Origin of the sequence: Cupriavidus cauae, assembly GCF_026210475.1 — a bacterium.
GTDB lineage: Bacteria > Pseudomonadota > Gammaproteobacteria > Burkholderiales > Burkholderiaceae > Cupriavidus > Cupriavidus cauae.
Window position 1 is genome coordinate 1,013,415 of sequence record NZ_CP080294.1, and the last position, 20,167, is coordinate 1,033,581.

Genomic DNA, 20,167 nt, shown 5'->3' on the forward strand with positions numbered 1-20,167 from the left:
GAATCGGCATGGACTACCAGAGCGGCCAGCACGGTGGCGCCGTCGAGCCTGCCGACACCGCGGCGCCGCCGCAGCGCCTGTCACGATCGCCGGAGGAGGCCGCGCTGGCGGCGCAGCGGCGCTTTCGCCAGGCGCTGATCGAGGCCGGCCTGCTGATTCCGACCGGCGTCGATGGCCTGTATGGCCGCAGCGCCGACTTCGAGGCCATTGCCGACGGCCTGAACGCCGCCATCGGCGCGCTCGGCGCCGACCAGCAGGCCGAGGTGATGCGCTTTCCGCCGGCGATGGCGCGGCAGGACTTCGAAGCCAGCGAATACCTGAAGAGCTTTCCGCAACTGGCCGGCACCGTGCACAGCTTCTGCGGCAGCGATCGCGATCATCACCGGCTGCTGGCCAGGCTCGATGCCGGCGAGGAATGGGCCGACCAGCAGCGGCCCACGCGCGTGGTGCTGACGCCGGCCGCCTGCTATCCGATCTATCCGGTGATGGCCGCGCGCGGACCGCTGCCGCCGCAGGGCCGAGTCGTCGACGTGCTGTCGTACTGCTTCCGCCATGAGCCCTCGGTCGATCCGGCGCGCATGCAGCTGTTCCGCATGCGCGAGTACGTGCGGCTGGGCACCGCCGAGCAGGTCGCCGCGTTCCGCGCGCAGTGGATCGAGCGGGGCAGCGCGCTGGCGCAGCAGCTGGCCTTGCCCTGGCAGCTCGACCTGGCCAACGACCCGTTCTTCGGCCGCGGCGGCAAGATCGTCGCCGACGGCCAGCGCGAGCAGAAACTGAAGTTCGAACTGTTGATTCCGATCCACGACGACGCCCCGCCGACTGCCTGCATGAGCTTCAACTACCACAAGGACCACTTCGCCGAAGTCTGGCCGCTGCGCACCGCCGACGGCGCGCGCGCCCACACCGGTTGCGTCGGCTTCGGCATCGACCGGCTGATTCTGGCGCTGCTGCGCCACCATGGTTTTGCGCTGGCACGCTGGCCGAGCCAGGTGCGCGAGCTGCTGGGACTGCGCCATGTATGACGGCACCGGGCGGCTGGCGCCAGCCGTGCATGCCTCGCATGTCCTGCATACCGAGCAGGCGGTCTGGCCGCAGACCAACTGCTACGTCGACCTGTGGATCGAACTGCTGCACGGCTGGCAGCTCGATCCGCTGGCGGCGCTGCCGTTTACCGTCGCGCAGGACTTCGAGGGCGATCAATTCACCTTCTTCAAATACCCGGTCGACGACCTGGAGCGGCTCTATGGCGTGGTGGTGCAGGAGCTCTCGCTCTACGACGCGATGGAGCGCCATGTCGCGACGCAGACCGCGCGCGGCCATGTGGTGCTGCTCGAGGTCGACGGTTATTACCTGCCGGACAATCGCGCCACCTCGTACCGGCGCCAGCACACCAAGACCACCATCGGCATCGACGTGCTGATGCCCGAGGCGCGCGGCGTCGGCTATTACCACAACGACGGCTACCACGTCGCACGCGGCGACGACTATGCGGGGCTGTTCCGCTTGCTGCCCGACCTGCAGGCCGATCCCAATCTGCTGTTCCCGTATGCCGAGGTGGTGCGGCGGCGCTTTCCGCCGCTGTCCGGGCCGATGCTGCTGCGCGCGTCGCTGGCGCTGTTGCGGCGGCATCTGGCGCGGCGACCCCGGCAGAACCCGATCGCGGCGTACCGGCAGGTGTTTCCGCAGCATCTGGACGAACTGGCGGTGCGCGGCGAACCGGCCTTCCACCCGTACGCCTTCAACGTGCTGCGCCAGCTGGGCGCCAACTTCGAGCTGCTGGGCAAGTACCTGCGCTGGCTCAGCCTGCAGGGACAGCCGCTGCCGGCCGCGATCGCCACGGCCTGCCAGCGGCTGGCATCGGAGGCGATGGTGATGCAGTTCCGGCTGATCCGCTCGATCCTCGGCCGCCGGCCCGACGCTTGCCAGGATTGCCTGGACCAGATGGAAGCCTGCTACGAGGCCGCGGTACCGGCGCTTGCCGCCTATGTCGGCGAGGGCGAGCCCTGACGCCGCGGGCGCGCTCGCGACCGCGCCCACGGCCGTAGCGACGACCGCGCCCGATGTGTGCGAACGGATGGCGGCGGCCATGCCGCTGGGCCGGCCGCTGACGCGGCAGCCGCTGGCCGGCCCGTGGCGGATGCTGGAAACCGGGGCCGATGCGATCGCCAGGCCGTCGGAGTTGCCGGGCGACTTGCCGACTGACTTGCCGACTGACTTGCCCGCCGACTTGCCGCCCGACTTGCCGCCCGACTTGCCCGACGCCGTGCCGGGCAATGTGGGCTGGTTGCCGGCGCCGGTCCCTGGCACCGTCGCGCAGGCGCTGCAGGCGGCGGGCCGCTGGTGCGCCGAGGCGCCGCCCGCGCTGCACCAGCGCGACTACTGGTATCGCGTGCCGATCTCCGGCGAGGGCGCCCACTGCCTGCGGCTGCGCGGCCTCGCCACGATCTGCGAGGTGTGGCTCGACGACACCCGCGTGCTCGACAGCCGCTCGATGTTCGTCGAACACGAGATCGCACTGACGCTGTCCGGTGCTCACACGCTGACGCTGTGCTTTCGCTCGCTCGAGCGCGCGCTGCGCGGCCGGCGCGGTCCGGTGCGATGGAAGCCGCGGCTGGTGTCGCTGCCGTCGTTGCGGCATGTCCGTACCACGCTGCTGGGCCATATGCCCGGCTGGTGTCCATCGGTACACGCGGTGGGCCCGTGGCGCGAGATCGATCTGCTGCCGATGCCTGCGCCCGCGCGAGCGCTCGACGCCGCCCGCTGTGAAACGATCGCGCGCCTGGACGGCGACGACGGCATCGTATCGGTGCACGTGCGCGGCGTCGCTGCGCTCCCGCAAGGGCCGCTGACGGTGATCGTCGACGGCCACGAGGCCGCGCTGACATGCCGGCACGACCCGCTACACGACGCGCAGCACGACCCGCTACACGACGCGCAGCACGACCCGCAGCACGGCCCACAGCACGGCCCACAGCACGGCCCGCAGCACGGCCCACGACACGGCTCACAGCGCGGCCCACAGCGCAGCCCGCAACACGACCTTGTATGGCACGGCAGCGTACGCGTGCCCCGCGTGCGCAAATGGTGGCCGCACACGCACGGCGAGCCGGTGCTGTACGACGTGATGCTGCGCGCCGGCGCGCAGACGCTGCCGTGTGCGCGCGTCGGCTTCCGGCACGTCGATGTCGACGAGCGCGACGGCGGCTTCGTCGTTCGCGTCAACGGCGTGCCGGTGTTCTGCCGCGGCGCCTGCGTGGCCAGCCTCGATCTGCATGGCCACGCGCCCGATGCGCGGACCTGCGCCGCGTGGCTCGAACAGGCGCGCGACGCCAACATGAACATGATCCGCATCAGCGGCGTGACGTGCTATCAGGGCGAGGCGTTTTACGCGGCCTGCGATGCGATGGGCCTGCTGGTCTGGCAGGACTTCCTGTTTGCCAACTTCGATTATTCGGCCAACGTCGGGCCGAGCGGCGGCATCAACGCAGCGTCCAATGCCGTGACCAATGCCGGGACCAATGCCGGGACTGACGCCGCAACCAACTCCGGGACCAGCGCCCAGGCCGGCTCCGCCGCCGCGCTGCTCGACGACGCACGCCGCGAGGTGCACCAATGGCTGGCCGCGCATGGCCACCATCCGAGCCTGGCCGTGCTGTGCGGCGGCAGCGAGGCGGAACAGCAGGCGGCGATGCTAGGAGCCCCGCGCGAGGCGTGGCGCCAGCCGCTGTTCGACACGGTGATTCCCGACTGCATCGCCGCGCATGGTGTTGCCGTGCCGTATGTCCGCAACTCGCCCAGCGGCGGTGCGTGGCCATTCCAGCCCGATCGCGGCGTCAGCCACTACTACGGCGTCGGCGCCTACCAACGGCCGCTCGACGATGCGCGGCGCGCGCGCGTGCGTTTTGCCGCCGAATGCCTGGCCTTCGCCAACGTGCCATGCGAGCGCACGCTGCGCGAGGCGATGGCCGGCGTCGCGCCGGTGCACGACCCGCGCTGGAAGCGCGCGGTGCCGCGCGATGCCGGTGCGAGCTGGGACTTCGAGGACGTGCGCGACTTCTATCTGCAATCGCTGTACGCCGTCGATCCCGCGCGCCTGCGCAGGGAGGATCCGGCGCGCTATCTGCAGTGCTCGCGTGCGGTCGTCGCCGAGCTGATGAGCGAGGTCTTCGCCGAATGGCGCCGCGCGGGCTCCAGCTGCGCCGGAGGACTGGTGTGGCAATGGCAGGACCTGGCCCCGGGCGCCGGCTGGGGCATCGTCGATGCGCTGCGCCGGCCCAAATCCGCCTGGCATGCGCTGCGCCAGGTCTGGCAGCCGCGGCAAGTGCTGCTTACCGGCGAAGGGCTGAACGGCGTGCATGTGCACCTGATCAACGAGACCGCGGCCCCGCAGCCGATGCGCCTGCAGTTGCGCTGCCTGCGCGACGGACTGACGCCGCTGCTCGACGTGGCACGCGACTTCACGCTGGCGCCGCGCTCGGTGCAATGCGTCAGCGGCGCCGAGCTGGCGGGCGAATTCTTCGACTTCGCCCATGCCTATCGTTTCGGCCCGCGCCTGCATGACGTGGTGCATGCGGCGTGGTTCGACGCCAGTGGCTCGCTCGTCAGCGAAGCCTTCTATCTGCCCGATCGCAGTGCCAACGCGCTCGCGCCGCCCGAGCTGCATGCGCAGGTCGAGCGCATCGACGGTCAGTGGTGGCTGACGATATCGGCGCGCCGCTTCGCGCGCTGGGTGCAGATCGACGATGCGAACCTGCAACCGGCAAGCGATTACTTCCATCTCGCACCGGGTGCGAGCCGCCGTGTGCTGCTGCGTGCCGACGAGGGACCACGTGATCGCGAGGGGCACGGCAATGAAGGCGGCGGAGAAGGCCTAAACCGTCTGGCGAACACCGCCATCCCGATGGGTGAGATTCGCGCGCTGAACGCGCCTCGTCCACTTGGCTACGGCGCGTAGCGCATCGTCGCGCAAGCCAATCCCCATCACAACGCGCGCGGGCATCGCCGCTGCGCCGTGCCAAAAGGTTGCACCGCTGTAACGCGGCTCCCTCCCGATTCCCACCTACCGAAGGATGAGCAGGTTTCAGCCGTGCGGCTACTGTTGGGCGTCCCACAGATGGAACTTAATGGAAGCACGCAAGCCGCACCGCGTCGCCGTCACGGTCAGCATCGCTGTCTCGTGGTTGTGACGGACGTCGTCGATGGGTCCTGGTGCGAGGCGGGGGAAAAACAGCAACAAAAAGGACAAGAAGGGAGAACAGAAATGATCGGTCAACGTTCGGATTTGCACGTCAACCACCTGCTGGCCTCGCTGCCGCGCAAGGAGTGGGAGACGCTGTCGGGTCATCTGGAGCTGGTGCGGATGCGTGCGGGACAACTGCTCACCGACTCGGGTCAACGCATCCACCATGTGTACTTTCCCACCACGGCGATCGTGTCGATGCTGTCGCTGCTGGAAAACGGCGCGACGGCCGAGATCGCCGCGATCGGCAACGAGGGCCTGGTCGGCATTCCGGTGCTGACCGGCGGCGACACCATGCCGTGCCGCGTCGAGGTGCGCACGCCCGGCTTTGCCTATCGGCTGTCGGCGGGCACGCTGCGCCAGGAGTTCATGCGCTCGCCGACGATCCAGCGCGCCACGCTGCTGTACGTGCAGGCCGTGCTGACGCAGATCGCGCAGACCGCGGTCTGCAATCGCCATCATTCGCTGAACAAGCAGCTGTGCCGCTGGCTGCTGCTCGCGCTCGATCGCATGGCGACCAACGAGCTGGTGATCACGCAGCAGGTCATCGCCAACATGCTCGGCGTGCGCCGCGAGGGCGTGACCGAGGCCGCCGGCAAGCTGGAGGACCTCGGCCTGATCCATCACAGCCGCGGCCATATCACGGTGCTGGATCGTCATGGGCTCGAAGCGCATTCGTGCGAATGCTACAAGCTCGTCAAGCGCGAGTTCGACCGGCTGCTGCCGGCCCTCGCCGAAGCGTGAACTGCGCCAGTGCGTCAGGAGATTGCCGTGGACAGGTTGTCTTTCGCCGGAACGATGCCGGCTCCCAACGTGGTGCCGCAGCGGCCGGCCGGCTATGCGCGTGCGCTGCAGGATCGCGCCGGCCTGCTGGTCGGTGCGACGCTGGCCGGCGCCGCCGTGGCCGGACTGGCCGCGTTGACGGTGCCGCCGCGCTACGAGGCCGCGGCGCTGATCCAGGTCGCGCAGCCTGACGTTGTGGTCGCCGGCGCACCGGGTGCGCCGTCGACTCCGGCCGCTGGCTTCGACGCCAGCATTCTGAAGAGCCGCGCGGTGGCCGCGCCGGTGATCGAGCAGCTCAGGCTCGGCATCACCGCCGAGCCCGTGCGCGCGCCGCTGGTCGGTGCCCTGGCGGCACGCCTGTCCGAGCCGGGACAGGTGCGCGGCGCCTGGCCGCCGGGAATGGGCTATGCATGGGGCGGCGAGCGCATCGCGCTCGATACGCTGGCGGTGCCCGAGCGGCTGCTGAACAAGCCGCTGACGCTGGAGGTGCTCAGCGGCGGCGCGTTTCGCTTGAGCGATGGCAACCGTACGCTGCTCGAAGGCCGAGTCGGCGAGTCGGCGGCGGTCGATGGCGTCGAGGTGCTGATCTCGCGCATCGACGCGCGGCCGGGCACGCGCTTCACGCTGATGCGGCGCGATCCGGTGGCCACGGTCGACGCCGTCGCGAACCAGCTCAAGGTCAGCGAAATGCCGGGCGGCACGGTGCGGCTGTCCTGGCAGAGCGGCGATCGCAAGCAGGCCGCCGATCTGGTCAACGGCATCGCCGATGGCTATATCCGCGGCCAGACCAGCGCGCGGCGCGGCGACGCGGCCGAGTCGCTGGCCTTCCTTGCGGCCGAGCTGCCGCGCGTGCAGGCCGAGCTCGAACGCGCGGAGGCGGCGCTGACGCGTTACCGTTCGCGCTCCGGCTCGATCCAGCCGACGCAGGACGCGCAGTCGTATCTGCAAGGCAGCATGGAGTACCAACGCCAGATCGCCGCGCTGCGGCTCGAGCGTACCAAGCTGCTGCAGCGCTTCACCACCGATGCCAACGAGGTGAAGACCGTCGACAGCCAGATCCAGCAGCTGATCCGCGAGCGGCGCGAACTCGACGAGCGCATGCAGAACCTGTCGCTGTCCGAGCGCGAATCGGTGGCGCTGACGCGCGACGTCAAGGTGGCCGAGGACATGTACATGACCCTGCGCCGCAAGATCGAACAGCTGTCGCTGGTGCAGGCCGACCGCAGCAGCGCGGTGCGCATCGTCGATGCCGCCGCGGCCTCGACCGTGCCGGTCGGCGTCGGCCCATGGCCGGCGGCGGTAGCCGGCGGCGCGGCCGCGCTGGCGCTGGCGATCGGCGGCGTGATGCTGCGCCGGCGTGTCAAGCCGGTGGTCGCCGATGCCAGCGAGGCGGAGGCGCGCCTGGGCCTGTCGATGCTGGGCGATGTCGCCTTCAGCGACGAGCAGGCGGAGCTCGAACGCCAGGCCGAGCTCGAACGGCGCTTCGGTGCGATGGCGGCAATGGGGCTCGCCGACGCCGCGCGGCAACGGCTGGCCGCGCCCGCGCCCGGCACCGCGCTGGCCGAGGCGCAAGGCGGCGCCGATCCGCAGGCCGGCGCGCGCAGCGCCAACGGGCTGCACGATCGCTTCCTGCTGGCGCGGCGCTCGCCGCATGCGTTGGCGGTCGAGGGCTTGCGCAGCGTGCGGGCCTCGCTGTACTTCGGCCTGCGCGGCGCCCCCGATGGCGTGCTGGCGATCACCAGTCCAGCGCCGGGCGCGGGCAAGACCTTCGCCGCGGTCAACCTTGCGGTGCTGTTCGCCGAGGCCGGCCAACGCGTGCTGCTGATCGATGCCGACATGCGGCGCGGCAAGGTCGCGACGTGGTTCGGTCAGGCGGCCGAGCCGGGATTGTCGGACGTGCTGGCCGGCCGCATTCCGGTGGGGGCGGCGGTGCAGCCGACCGTGGTAGCGGGCCTGTGCATCCTCGGCGCCGGTGCCACGCCGGTCAATCCGTCGGAGCTACTGATGCTGCCGACGCTGAAGGACGCGCTGCAGCAGTGCAAGGAGCGTTTCGACCTGGTCATCGTCGATACGCCGCCGGTGCTGTCGGTCGCGGACGCGATGCTGATCGCCAGCCTGGCCGGCTCGACGCTGCTGGTCATGCGCGCCGACGTGACGCTGCCCGGCCAGGTCGACGACACGCTCAAGCGGCTTGCGCGCGCCGACGCGCGCATCGCGGGCGGCATCATCAACGGCGTGGCCCAGCGCCGCAGCAACCGCGCGGACTTCGCCACCATCAATCCGTATCTTGGCATGCCGCTGCCGCCAGCCACACCGGCGGCCCGTGCCCTCGAACGTCCGGTGGCGGCAGGAGCGGGCAAGGCATGAAGGCATGAAGGCATGAAGGCATGAAGGCATGAAGGCATGAAGGCATGAAGGCATGAAGGCATGAAGGCATGAAGGCATGAAGGCATGAAGGCATGAAGGCATGAAGGCATGAAGCGGGCAGCGTACCCGTTTCTGCGTGGGCGCCGGGCAGGATTGCAGAAGCAGCAAGAAGGTTTCGAAGAGGCATGCGCGGGCTCTTGCCCGCGCGCCTTGTCGGCATCCGGGGGAAGACCGATGAAGCGAGTGGCGTTCGACCACTGCGTCGGCTGGCTGCATGCCGGCCCTGGCGCAACCGGCGTGGTGCTGTGCGCGCCGTGGGGCCACGAAGCGATGTGGTCGCATCGCGCCTGGCGGCACCTGGCCGCGGATCTCGCCAGCGCCGGCATGCCGGTGCTGCGCTTCGACTATCCCGGCTGCGGCGATTCGGCGGGTTCCGACGAGGGTCCCGATCGTCTCAGCGCCTGTGCGCACAGCATCGTGCGCGCCGCGCAGACGCTGCGCGCGCATACCGGGGTCGAGCGCGTGGTGCTGTGCGGTCTGCGCCTGGGTGCGACGCTTGCGGTGCTGGCCGCCGAGGCGATGGCCAACGACGGCGGGCAGCGTCCCGACGGACTGATCCTGCTGGCGCCGCCGGTGACCGGCCGCACCTATCTGCGCGAGCTGCGCGCGCTGCAAGGCAGCTGGTGCAATAACGCGATCCCCGATATTCCGGTGGCGCCGCCGTGCGATGGCAGCTGCGAGGTGCTGGGCTATCGGTTGCCGTCCGACGCGGTGGCCTTGCTCGAGAGCCTGCGGCTCGAACGCCGTGCCACCTGTCCCGCGCCGCGCGTGCTGCTGCTCGATGCGTGGCCCGGCGCCGGTTCGCCGGTCGCCGCGCTGGCGGGCCGCTATCGTGCGCAGGGCGTGCAGGTGACGCGGCTCGACTTCGACGAGTATCCCGCGATGATGCGCTCGGCGGAGAACAGCAGCGTGCCCGAGCAGGCGTGGCAGCAGATCGCGCAATGGCTGGGTCCGGCCGCTTCGGTGGCGCGCCGGGCCAAGCCGTCTTGCGATGTCCCGGACGATGCCGTGTTGCGCGTCGAGGGGATCGTGGAGCAGCCGGTGTGGCTCGATGGCGGCCGTCAGTTCGGCGTGCTGTGCACGCCCGAGGACGGCGCCGATACGAGCGGCATCGCGGTGCTGTTTCCAAACACCGGCGGCAACCATCATGTCGGCGATTGCCGGCTGTTCGTCACGCTGTCGCGCCAGCTCGCGCATGCCGGCGTCGCGGCCTTGCGGCTCGACGTATCGGCACTGGGCGACAGTCCGCTGGCCGCTCGCACGATGCGGATCGCGGCGCTCTATGGCGAGCAGCCATGGCGCGATGTCGCGGCCGCGGCGGCGTGGCTCAAGGCGCGCGGCTATCGGCGCGTGGTGGCGGCGGGGGTTTGCTCGGGCGGCTTTCTCGCGCTGCAGGCGGCATTGGCGGCCGCGCCGATCGATGGGCTGGTGCTCGCCAATCTGCTCAAATTCCGCTGGGACAGCCGGGACGGCGGCAACGGGGCAAATGCCGAAGCCGAAGCCGACGCCGATGCGCAGCCGCAATCGACGCGGGTCTACCTGGCCGCCGCGCGCAATCCGGCGCAATGGCTGCGGCTGCTGCGCGGCGAGATCGATCCGTGGCCGCATGCCGCCGCGCTGGCGCGCCGGCTATTGCCGAGCCGCGCCCGCGCCGAACCGGGCGCGAAGGATCTGGACGCGTATGCGCGCGAGGCGATGCACAGCCTGCAACGCCGCGGCGTGCGCGTCGATCTGCTGTATGGGGCGGGGGATATCGGCCTGGAGCAGGCGCGTGCGCGCTTCGGCCGGCATCTGGAGGCGCTGGCGCCGATGAGCGGCATTCGCGCCCATGTACTGCCGCGGCTGGACCATTCGCTGTTTCTCGCGGAGAGCCGCGCGCAATTCGCGGCTTGCCTGATGCGGCATCTGGCGGCGTCCGGGGCGCCGGTGGCGGCGACATCCACGTCTTCGCTGGCCGCGTCTTCGGCCGCTTAGCCCGCGGGCCCGCCCCCGCAGACCCCGGACTGGCGCTTGGCCTTCGTCCGGGGCCAGGGGCGGCCCGCGACGCATCAGCGCGCCGGCGGCGTGGTCAGTTCGCGCTTGGCCTCCTCGTTGGCCTCGCGCATCTCCTGCTTGCGTTCCTGCTTGGCGGCCTTCACTTCCTGCTTGTATTCCTGCCGCGCTTCGGACTTGCGCTCGCGGTACTCGCCGCGTGCCTCGGCGCGTGCCATGCGCCGCTCGACCAGCGGATCGAGCTTCGGCTGGAGCTGGTAGACGCCCGGGCCGTACGGCGTGGCGACCATGCCGGCCGGAACGCTGCCGGGAGCGGGGCCGGTGGTCGGCATGGTCGAAGCCGCGCCGGCGGGCGCCATCGTGCCGGCACCGGCGCCGGCGCCAACACTGGCACCAGCGCCAGCGCCGACACCAGTACCACCGGCGCCAGCGGCGGCGCCCGCGCCAACGCTGGTATCGGCACCGGTGCCGGTGGAGGGCGCCATCGGCGCCTGCGCAAAGGCGGTCGCGCTGATCAGACCCGCGGCCAGCGCCGCCAGGGCGGTTCGGGTGCGCACAGTCAGGTTTCGGGACATATCGGACCTCTTGAGTTGTTATCGAACGAAGCCCGCGGCCGATGGGGCCGCGGGGACGACGGTGGCGGCACGCGATCGAAGGATGCTGCCGCCCGCTCGATTTTTGATGGCAAGCGCTCGTCGCCGTTTCCGCCTTTCAACAACTCCTTACAAATGGCCGAAAGACCGACAGCGCGTTCCTACGCGGCGCGCGCCGGCTGTCCTACAAAACGCCGATCCCCGCGCGCGGCGGGGATCGGCGTTGATACGACGGTAGGGTGCAAGCCCGTGCGGATCAGGCGCGCTTGGCCTTGATCGCGCTGTACTGGTTCATATAGCGATACTTGCCGAAGTGGTAGTGCGAGCGGTACCAGCGGCCTTCGACATGCAGGCCGTTGAACAGCACGCCCTTGACGTCGCCGCCGGCATGGCGGATTGCCTTGTCGGTCGCCTGCAGCTCGCTCGCCGTGGTGACATCGGCGCGCGCCACCAGGAAGACCGCACCCGCCCTGCTGGCCAGGATGCCGGCATCGGCCGCCGCCAGCACCGGCGGCGAATCGATCAGCACCACGTCGTAGCGCGACTTCAGTTCATCGATCAGCGCCTCCATGCCCGGGCTGTTCAGCATGTCGGCCGGCTGTGGCGCCTGCGTCCCCGTCGGGATGAAGTCCAGCCCCGGGGCGACCTGGCGCTGCACCACCTTGTCCAGCGGCGTGCCGAGCAGCACGTCGCTCAGCCCCGGCGAGCGGCGCGAGCCGAAGCGGTGGTTCAGGCCGCCGCGGCGCAGGTCGGCGTCGACCAGCGCGACGCGCTTGCCGCCGGCACCGAGGATCGCGGCGAAGTTCGCGGCGATGAAGGACTTGCCGACGCCCGGTGCGGGGCCCGTGATCACCACGATGCGGTTGCGGCTGCCGACCAGCGCGAACTGCAGCGCGGTGCGGAAGCTGCGCAGGCTTTCCATCGCCGGGTCCTCGGGCTCCTGCAGCGCGAGCAGGCCAGGCAGCGGCCTGGCGCCGCCGAACTTGCGCGCCTGCTGCTGGCTCTGCGGGATCGTCGCGTAGACCGTCAGGCCGGTATGCTGCTCGATCTCGTCGGCATCGGTCAGTCCGCCGTCGAGCGAGCGGCGCACCACCACCATCAGCAGGCCGGCCAGCACGCCCAGGCCCACCGCCACCGCGACGATCAGCGGGCGATTCGGCCGCACCGGCTTGAGCGGCACGCTGGCCGGATCGACCAGGCGCGCGGTGCCGACCTTGCTCGCCTTCATCAGCTTGAGCTGCTGCACGTCGTTGAGCAGGGCCTGATACAGCTCGGTATTGACCTTGACGTCGCGCATCAGGCGCAGCACGTTCTGCTCGACATCGGGCAGGCGCTGGATGCGCCCGGTGACGCCGTTCAGCTGCGCGGTCAGGCTGTCGATCTGGCTGTCGATCGCGGTGATGCTGGGGTGGTCGCCGACAAAGCGCATCGCCAGTTCCTGCCGCTTCTGCTTCAGTTCCTGCAGGCGGGTCTGGATCTGCACCGACTGCGCCAGGATCAGCTTCGATTCCTCGCTCAGGTCCACCGTGCCGCGCTGGTTGCGCATCGCGTTATAGCGCGATTCGGCGGCCTCGACCTGCTGGCGCAGCTGCGGCATCTGGCCCTGCAGGAATTCGAGCGATTTCTCGGCTTCGGCGGCCTTGCGCCGTACGTTCTGCTCGACATACTCCATGCCGATCTCGTTCAGGATCGCCGCGGTCAGCTGCGGCGAATCGCCTTCGAGCGTGACGCCGATCACGCCGCTCTGCTTGCCGCGTTCCATGATGTGAAGCTGCTGCTGCAGGCGGGCGATCGCGGCCAGCCGCGGCAGATGGCGCAGTTCGAACTGCGCGCCGGGACGGCCATCGAGCTTGCTGATGGTCAGGTTGACCGGGCCGTAGGCCGTCTTCACCGTCAGCGGCTCGCCGACCTTGCCGTTGGCCCGGGCCGGATCGCTGGCGAAGCTGACGCGGTAATCGCCCTTGCCGAGCGCGGTCACCGTGATCTTGCGCTCGTCCATCTCGGCCGGCACCGTCAGCTCGCTGACCGCGATCGATTCGCTGCCCCAGGCGAATCCGCCCCAGCCGAACAGGCCCGGCTGCGACAGCTCGCTGTTGTTCTGCGCGATCGCGCGGCCCACGATCGGGAAGTAGCGCGGCGACGCCTCGATGTTCAGCATCAGGTTGTCGACCGCGCGCCCGACCACCATGCGCGACTGCAGCAGCTCGATCTCGGCGGAGGCGGCCGACTTGACCTCGATCACCGGCGAGATCTGCGCGGCCACGCGGTTGGTCGCCGCGGTGGTGTTGGTGCTCTCCTCGACCTGCACCATGATGTCGGCGCGATAGACCGGGCGCGCGATCAGCGCATAGATCGCACCGAGCGCGATGACCAGGCCCGCCACCGTCAGGAAGGTCCAGCGGTATCGCGCCAGCACGTCGAACCAGGAGGTCAGATCGACCATGCCATCGCGCTCGTCGGCGCGCTCGGAGTGGGTGCTCCGGATGTTGTTGCTATTCATGATGCCTCCCCGTGACATTCGGCCGGCGCAATGGCTCTTATGCGTACCGACCAGGATTCGATGCCCGTCTTGATCAAGCCGAGTGCGATGGCGAACATGCTGTGCGAACCGCCGAAGGGATCGGGCACGTCGGCCGCGATGAACTCGCAGATGCGATAGACGCGGCCGCGTGCATCCGGAAACCGGCGCTCGACCTCGTCGCGCTGCTCGAGGTCCATCACCAGCACCAGATCGGCCCAGTCCACCAGCTGCGCGTCGACGACGCGGGCGCGATGCCCGCGCAGTTCATGCCCCTCGGCGGCCATCAGCGCGATCGCGCACGGATGCGCCGCCGCGCCGACCGGCGGTGCCAGTCCGGCGGAGGCGACCTCGCACGTTGGCAGCGCCTGCCGCAGCAGCGCTTCGGCCATCGGACTTCGACAGGTATTGCCGATGCAGACCACCAATATGGTTCGGATCATCGCGCCCGCCTATCGGACCACGCCGGCCGTGCCGATCACCGGCTGGGTCGACGGAATCAGCAGGTTGATGACGCGGCTCCAGCGCACCAGTTCGCGGGCATCGACATAGACGACGTCCTTCGGCTCGAGCTCGAATCCTTCCGCGATGGCCAGGGCCACCGGCGAGCTGCCGTCCAGGTGGAACACCTTCGGCTCTTCGCCGGCGGTGGTCTTGCGGATGACGTAGATCTGGTCGGCGCTGGCCGAACTCGGATTCACGCCGCCGGCATCGCCGAGCGCCTCGTTCAGCGTCATGCGTCCGTTGCGCATCAGCAGCGCGGTGGGCCGCAGCACTTCGCCGGTCACGAACACCTTGCTGTCCTCGCGCTGTTCGACGCGCACGATGTCGCCGTTGCGCAGCAGGATGCGCGACGGGTCGACGCCCTTGGCCAGCAGCGCCGGCATGTTGATGTACCAGCTGCGCTCGCCGCGCGTCACGCGGATGCGGCTGCTGTCGCCGGTCTGCGTCAGCACGCCGCCGGCGCGGTTCAGCGCCTCGACCAGCGTCATCGGCGCGTCGTCGATCGGCAGCATGCCGGGCGTCTTGACCTCGCCGTCGACATAGACGCGCTGGCTGCGGAAGGCCAGCACGCGCACCGTCATCTGCGGGTCGCGCACCACGCGCGACAGCGCCTTGGCGATCTGGTCGCGCACCTCGTTGGCGGTCTTGCCGCCAACCTTCATCACGCCCGCGTACGGGAACTGGATGTCGCCGTTGGGACTGACCACATAGCCGGGCACGTTGGCGCTGCCGCCGGTGGCGGGCAGCTCGTAGGCCTGGCCGATGCTGTAGGTCTGCGTCGGGAAGACCAGCTCGGGGTGGTCCCAGACCACCACCGAGATGATGTCGCCCGGGCCCACGCGATACGGCTGCGGCGCGGCGAACAGCTCCTCGACGTTCTCGTTCTCGCGGCGCGAGTTGTTGCGCAGCTCGCGCACCAGGTCCATCGTGATCGGCGTGATCTTGGGCACCGCATCGGGGCCGATGGCGGAGACCGGCGCCTGCTTGTCGAAATACATGCCCGGCGAGCTGGCGCAGCCGGCCAGCAGCGCCGCCGCTCCCATCGCGCCGGCCGCGACCAGCCCCGCCACTGCTCGACCGCGGCGCACACTGCGTGGACCGCGTTGCTGATGCTGTTCCAATGCTTTCATGGTAACCTCCCCCACTGCGACTTGCACATGGACACGCGCACGGCCATGTCCCCCGGATGCTGCCATCGTGTCCGCGCAGGCACTGGGTATCGGTGCGTTGTCACACATTTGATGCGGAGTGGATCGGGAGCCCAACGCAAGGGGAACGAAAGGGGTTGGCGAGGACGCGCTTGCCAGTGTTCGAACTCGCGCAAGCGCGCGTATCACGCAAAAAAAAAACGGGCCGGATTTCATCCGGCCCGCCTTCGTTCGAACCCCGCCTGGCGTCAGCGCATGCCGCCTCCGGCCTGCAGCGGCAGTTCGGTAATCTCCGCGCGTTCGTTCGCCGGACGCGGCATGCGCGTGACCGACGCAACCGGCGCCGCGCCGTCGCCGTTGACCCATTCGAGCTTGGCACCGCGTTGCAGCGCGGTGTAGACCGCCTCGCCCTTGTTGCGCACCTTCAGACGCTGGTACAGCGTGCAGGCGTGGCTCTTGACCGTGGCCACCGAGATATTGAGCATGCGGCTGACGGTCTTGATCGGATGGCCGCGCGCCAGCAGCACCAGCACCTCGTACTGGCGCGGCGTGATCTGCAGCATTTCGGCTTCGTCGTAGTAGGTCGCTTCCGCGCTGCCGGTGTCGACCGGTGCGGGACGCGGCGCGGCCGCGGCAGCGTGCGGCGGCACGATGCCGCTGCGCGAAGACGCCGGCATCGCGGGATGCGGCGACACCGTGGCGCTGCCCGTCATCGTGGGGCGCACGCCGAGCGAGGGCGGCGCGACCACCGGACCGCCATAGCCGGCCGGCAGCGAGGACGACAGCGTGCCCGCCGCGCCGTTGCCGCGCACGAAATAGCCGCCCACCATCGCCAGGCGAATGGCCGCTTCGAGCACGGCGAGCGAGGCGGACTTCGGCAGGCAGCCGCACACGCCCTGCGCCATGGCGGCAGCCGGAACCTGCAGCGGCACCATATCGGAGAGCAGCAGCACGCGCTGGGCGTTGAGCACGCGGCGGACCTGGGTCAGCAGTTGCCAACCGGCGTCGACATCCTGCGGCATGCCGAACACCATCAGGTCGGTATCGCCGTCGGTGCCGTCAAGAAGAGAGACATCGGCGGGATCGATCGCGATGACCTGATCGATCCCCTCGATGCGCTCCAGCATCTGGTGCAGGCCCAGCCGGAGCAAGGGATGGCTTTCAATCAACAGTGCATTCATGTTCTTTTTCCCCCGTATCTGTGGGCGGAAAACAGGTAAATACACTGGTGAATGCAGTTGCCTCATCGCAGGCGACTTCCCGGCGAAGCGGCTCAGGCCTTCCCCCCGTCTGTCGGTCTCGGCATCACCAGGCCACTGTGGTGCGCCGGCCCCGATAGCCGACCCTGTTCCCCACCCCAAAACATTTATCTTTAATCCGTTTAGGGCATCTTATGGGTTGAGTCAGTCGAAATCAAGTCACCTCCCAGGGACCCGGAAGGATGGGATTACCCCCACTTTTCATAATCCGGTAACCCTTGATCCATAAGCGTTTCCAGCCTCCCCAAATGGGTGAGAATAAATGCGCCCATTAGAGTTTCAATAATGAAACAACGCTCGTTCGATAATGTTTCAGCGTTGAAACTCGTGTCATCGCCGATGGCGTTCCCATCGCAGTAGATCCAGCCTCGCCCGGGCCATCGATACAGCGCTGAAACAGCAGCGGCCCGCACCGTCACGGATCGCGCCGCGCACACGGACGGGGCCCCACGAACGGGGGGCCCGCCAAATGGATGAGTGGGTTCTCCACCATCAGGATGATGACCGCGAGGCAGGGCGCATCGTCCCTCCCTCCACCCTGCTTCCACCCTTCTGCCGCCGTCCTGCCGCCGTTCGTGCGGAGGGCATCCGCCCGGCGCGGGACCCTGTCGCGCCACGCCCGCTGGGTGCGCCAACGAACAGAGCTTGCCCATCGCGCTGCCTACGCTTTGTGGCACGGAGCGCCGCCCGCCAGCACGGCGCGTCTTGGCGCGGCATGTTCGTCGCTGTGCGCCATCCCATCCTGCTGCATGCCGATACGGTCAGGGCCATGAAGCTTCTTCACATCATTGCGACTATCAATCCGGCCGGCGGCGGCCCGATCGAAGGCTTGCGGCAGTTGCGCATGCCGCTGGTCGAACGCGGCGTGCATGTCGATGTCGTCTGCGGCGACGATCCGAATGCGCCATGGGTGCGCGAGAGCGAGCTCAACGTGATCGCGCTGGGGCCTTCGAAGGGCATCTACACCTATAACCCGCGCCTGCTGCCGTGGCTGCGCGAACACGGCACGCGCTACGACGCGGTCATCATCGAAGGTCTCTGGCAGTTCCACAGCCTGGCCGCGCTCTGGGTGCTGCGCGGCAAGGTGCCGTATTACGTGTTCACCCACGGCATGCTGGACCCCTGGTTCAAGACCCGCTATCCGCTCAAGCATCTGAAGAAGCTGGTGTACTGGCTGCTGTTCGAGCGCCGCGCGCTGCGCCATGCCACCGGGGTGCTGTTCACCTGCGACGAAGAGCGCCGGCGCGCGCGCCTGTCGTTTCCCTGGTACCACTGCACCGAACGCATCGCGTCCTATGGCACCGCGCAGCCCCCGGCCGACGACGGCACGCTGCGCGCGGCCTTTCACGCGGCCTTTCCGCAGACCGAGGGCAAGCGCATCGTGCTGTTCTTCGGGCGCATCCACGAGAAGAAGGGCTGCGATCTGCTGATCGAGGCCTTCGCGCGCGTGGCGAACGTCGATCCCGCGCTGCAGCTGGTGATTGCCGGCCCGGGCGCGCCGGCGTTGCGCGAGGACCTGGAGATGCTGGCCGAGAGGGTCGGCGTCGCCCCGCGCGTGGTGTGGACCGGCATGCTGTCCGGCCCGCAGAAGTGGGGTGCCTTCCATGCCGCCGAAGTGTTCTGCCTGCCCTCGCACCAGGAGAACTTCGGCGTCGCGGTGGTCGAGGCGCTCGGTTGCGGCGTGCCGGTGCTGATCTCCGACAAGGTCAATATCTGGCGCGAGATCGAGGCGGACGGCGCGGGCATCGTGCGCACCGACACGGTCGACGGCACCGAACAGGCGCTGCGCGAATGGCTGGCCGCCGACGCGGCCACGCGCGCGCGCATGCGCGCCGCCGCGCCGGCCTCGTTCGCGCGGCGCTTCCAGAGCAGGCAGGTCGGACAACGCCTGCTCGACATCATTCAGGGCCGCGCCGATGGCGCGCCGCCGGCCGACCGCGATTCCGGACCGGCGCTTTCGCATGCGGCCCCTTAGCGGTTGACCGGGAGACTGACATGCGAGAACTGATCCTCAATGCCGACGATTTCGGCTGGGATGCCGATACCTGCGACGCCACCATTGCCTGCTTCGAGGCCGGGCTGCTGACCAGCGCCACCATCATGACCGGCCGGCCGGCGTCGCAGCAGGCGTACGACTACGCGCGCCGCAACCGGGGGCGCTTCTCGTTCGGCCTGCATTTCAACATGGTCGACGGCCATCTGCCGCATGCGGGCCGGACCTCGTCGCTGTGCACGCCCGACGGGCGCTTTCGCGCCAGCCATCGGCAGCGCGTGCGCGCGCTCGCCTGGATGCTGTCGGAGGACGATATCGCGCGCGAGTTCCGCGTGCAGCTCGAAGAGCTGCGCGACCACGGCGTCGAGGTGACCCATGTCGACAGCCACGGCCATCTGCACAAGTTTCCCATCGTGATCAGCGCGCTGCGCACCGAACTCGAACGGGCCGGCCTCGAATGGGTACGGCGGCCGCAGAACTTCTACTTCACCGCCAATCCGCGCCAGGCGGTGATGAACAACTATTGCCAGCGCTACTTCAACGGGCTGCGCCATACCCATTACTACGGCGCGATCAATCACGACAACACCGACTGGGCCGCGCGGCTGCCGGAGCTGCTGCGCGACGGGCTCACCGAGATCTCTGTCCATCCCGGCTTTGCGGAGCCCTGGCGGCGCTGCGAGACCGAACCGCTGGTCAGCGCCACCGAGTTGCGCACGGCGCTGCAGCGCGCCGGCATCGCGCTGCGGAGGTACGGCCAATGACCGCTCCGCTGGCCCGTAGCCTGCCGGCGCAGGCGGTGACGCGTCCCGATACGCCGCAGGCCGCCGCCGACGGCGCGCATGCCGTGCCGTGCAAGACCGCCAAGGTGTCGGTGCTGATCCTGACGCTGAACGAGGAGAAGAACCTCGCACGGTGCCTGGAGTCGGTGTCGTGGTGCGACGATGTCGTCGTGCTGGACTCGTACAGCACGGATCAGACGCTGGAGATCGCGCGGCGCCACGGCGCGCGCGTGTTCCAGCGCAAGTTCGACAACTGGTCGGCCCATCAGAACTGGGCCAACGAGAACATCGACTTCAAGCATCGGTGGGTCTACTACTCCGACGCGGACGAAGTGGTCAGCCCGGAGCTGGCGGTGGAGCTGCGCGAGATCGCCGACCGGGTGCCGGGCGACGAGGCCGAAGCGCCCGTGGCCTACCGCGTGCGCTACAAGAACTACTTTCTCGGCAAATGGATCCGCTTCGCCGGCGGCTATCCAATCTGGGTGCTGCGCTTCTTCCAGCCGGACAAGGTGCGCTGGGAGCGGCTGGTCAATCCGGCGCCGGTGGTCGACGGGTCGGTCGGCTTCCTGCGCCATCATTTCCTGCACTACAGCTTCAACAAGGGCTTCGACGCCTGGTTCGACAAGCACAACAAATATTCGATGGGGGAGGCGCTGGAGACCATCCGCAGTCTGGACGAGGACAAGTTCCGTTTTTCCTCGCTGTTGGCCTCCGATCCGCCGGCGCGCCGGCGGGCGCTGAAAGAGCTGTCGTTCCGCCTGCCGATGCGGCCGGTGGCGCGCTTTCTGTACCTGTACCTGCTGAAGTTCGGTTTCATCGACGGGAAGGCCGGATTTCATTACTGCGTGCTGGTATCGATCTACGAATACATGGTGGTGCTGAAGGTACAGGAGCAGCGAAGACGGGCGATGCAGTTACCCCTGTAGCCG

14 protein-coding genes are annotated in these 20,167 nt (G+C 69.1%); 9 read left to right on the top strand and 5 right to left on the bottom strand.

Going from position 1 to position 20,167, the window contains the following annotated elements; all coding sequences use genetic code 11:
- The first annotated feature begins 8 nt into the window (after positions 1-8).
- The 6 genes from KZ686_RS19895 to KZ686_RS19920 all read left to right on the top strand — a co-directional run bounded on the left by KZ686_RS19895 (position 9) and on the right by KZ686_RS19920 (position 10,423).
- Positions 9-1,022: an amino acid--[acyl-carrier-protein] ligase gene (locus KZ686_RS19895; protein ID WP_265635152.1), complete on the top strand. Its 1,014-nt coding sequence runs from the start codon at positions 9-11 to the stop codon at positions 1,020-1,022.
- Positions 1,015-2,007, top strand: coding sequence for a DUF1839 family protein (locus KZ686_RS19900; protein ID WP_187829212.1), 993 nt, complete (start codon positions 1,015-1,017; stop codon positions 2,005-2,007). The genes KZ686_RS19895 and KZ686_RS19900 overlap by 8 nt, the downstream gene beginning before the upstream one ends.
- Positions 2,008-2,074: 67 nt before the next feature.
- Positions 2,075-4,954 carry a glycoside hydrolase family 2 protein gene (locus tag KZ686_RS19905; RefSeq protein ID WP_265635155.1) on the top strand — a complete coding sequence of 960 codons (2,880 nt, stop codon included), beginning with the start codon at positions 2,075-2,077 and terminating at the stop codon, positions 4,952-4,954.
- A gap of 306 nt (positions 4,955-5,260) precedes the next feature.
- On the top strand, positions 5,261-5,983 hold the full coding sequence (locus tag KZ686_RS19910; RefSeq protein ID WP_006577453.1) for a Crp/Fnr family transcriptional regulator: 723 nt from the start codon (positions 5,261-5,263) through the stop codon (positions 5,981-5,983).
- Between the two features lie 27 nt (positions 5,984-6,010).
- A complete protein-coding gene (locus KZ686_RS19915) occupies positions 6,011-8,389 on the top strand; it encodes a polysaccharide biosynthesis tyrosine autokinase (RefSeq protein ID WP_322784964.1) in 2,379 nt (792 codons plus the stop codon).
- Positions 8,390-8,623: 234 nt separating this feature from the next.
- The gene (locus tag KZ686_RS19920; protein WP_265635157.1) at positions 8,624-10,423 is read left to right on the top strand and encodes an alpha/beta hydrolase; all 1,800 of its coding nucleotides are present in this window, start codon (positions 8,624-8,626) and stop codon (positions 10,421-10,423) included.
- A 74-nt stretch (positions 10,424-10,497) separates the two neighbouring features.
- On the opposite strand, the gene KZ686_RS19925 is transcribed toward KZ686_RS19920, so the two are convergent.
- From KZ686_RS19925 to KZ686_RS19945, 5 genes are all read right to left on the bottom strand, one after another.
- On the bottom strand, positions 10,498-11,016 hold the full coding sequence (locus KZ686_RS19925; RefSeq protein WP_149318577.1) for a hypothetical protein: 519 nt from the start codon (positions 11,014-11,016) through the stop codon (positions 10,498-10,500).
- A 274-nt stretch (positions 11,017-11,290) separates the two neighbouring features.
- Positions 11,291-13,534 carry a polysaccharide biosynthesis tyrosine autokinase gene (locus KZ686_RS19930; protein WP_149318576.1) on the bottom strand — a complete coding sequence of 748 codons (2,244 nt, stop codon included), beginning with the start codon at positions 13,532-13,534 and terminating at the stop codon, positions 11,291-11,293.
- Positions 13,531-13,995, bottom strand: coding sequence for an arsenate reductase/protein-tyrosine-phosphatase family protein (locus tag KZ686_RS19935; RefSeq protein WP_149318575.1), 465 nt, complete (start codon positions 13,993-13,995; stop codon positions 13,531-13,533). The genes KZ686_RS19930 and KZ686_RS19935 overlap by 4 nt, the downstream gene beginning before the upstream one ends.
- Positions 13,996-14,004: 9 nt before the next feature.
- A complete protein-coding gene (locus tag KZ686_RS19940) occupies positions 14,005-15,099 on the bottom strand; it encodes a polysaccharide biosynthesis/export family protein (RefSeq protein WP_149318695.1) in 1,095 nt (364 codons plus the stop codon).
- Positions 15,100-15,452: 353 nt separating this feature from the next.
- Complete coding sequence (locus KZ686_RS19945) at positions 15,453-16,385, bottom strand: response regulator transcription factor (RefSeq protein ID WP_149318574.1); 933 nt, start codon at positions 16,383-16,385, stop codon at positions 15,453-15,455.
- An 847-nt stretch (positions 16,386-17,232) separates the two neighbouring features.
- Here KZ686_RS19945 and KZ686_RS19950 point away from each other — a divergent pair.
- The 3 genes from KZ686_RS19950 to KZ686_RS19960 are packed head-to-tail and all read left to right on the top strand — an operon-like array spanning position 17,233 to position 20,164.
- A complete protein-coding gene (locus KZ686_RS19950) occupies positions 17,233-18,438 on the top strand; it encodes a glycosyltransferase (protein ID WP_150082810.1) in 1,206 nt (401 codons plus the stop codon).
- A gap of 20 nt (positions 18,439-18,458) precedes the next feature.
- Positions 18,459-19,220, top strand: a complete 762-nt coding sequence (locus KZ686_RS19955) for a ChbG/HpnK family deacetylase (protein ID WP_226106915.1) — start codon at positions 18,459-18,461, stop codon at positions 19,218-19,220.
- A complete protein-coding gene (locus KZ686_RS19960) occupies positions 19,217-20,164 on the top strand; it encodes a glycosyltransferase family 2 protein (protein WP_149318571.1) in 948 nt (315 codons plus the stop codon). The genes KZ686_RS19955 and KZ686_RS19960 overlap by 4 nt, the downstream gene beginning before the upstream one ends.
- Positions 20,165-20,167 lie beyond the last annotated feature (3 nt).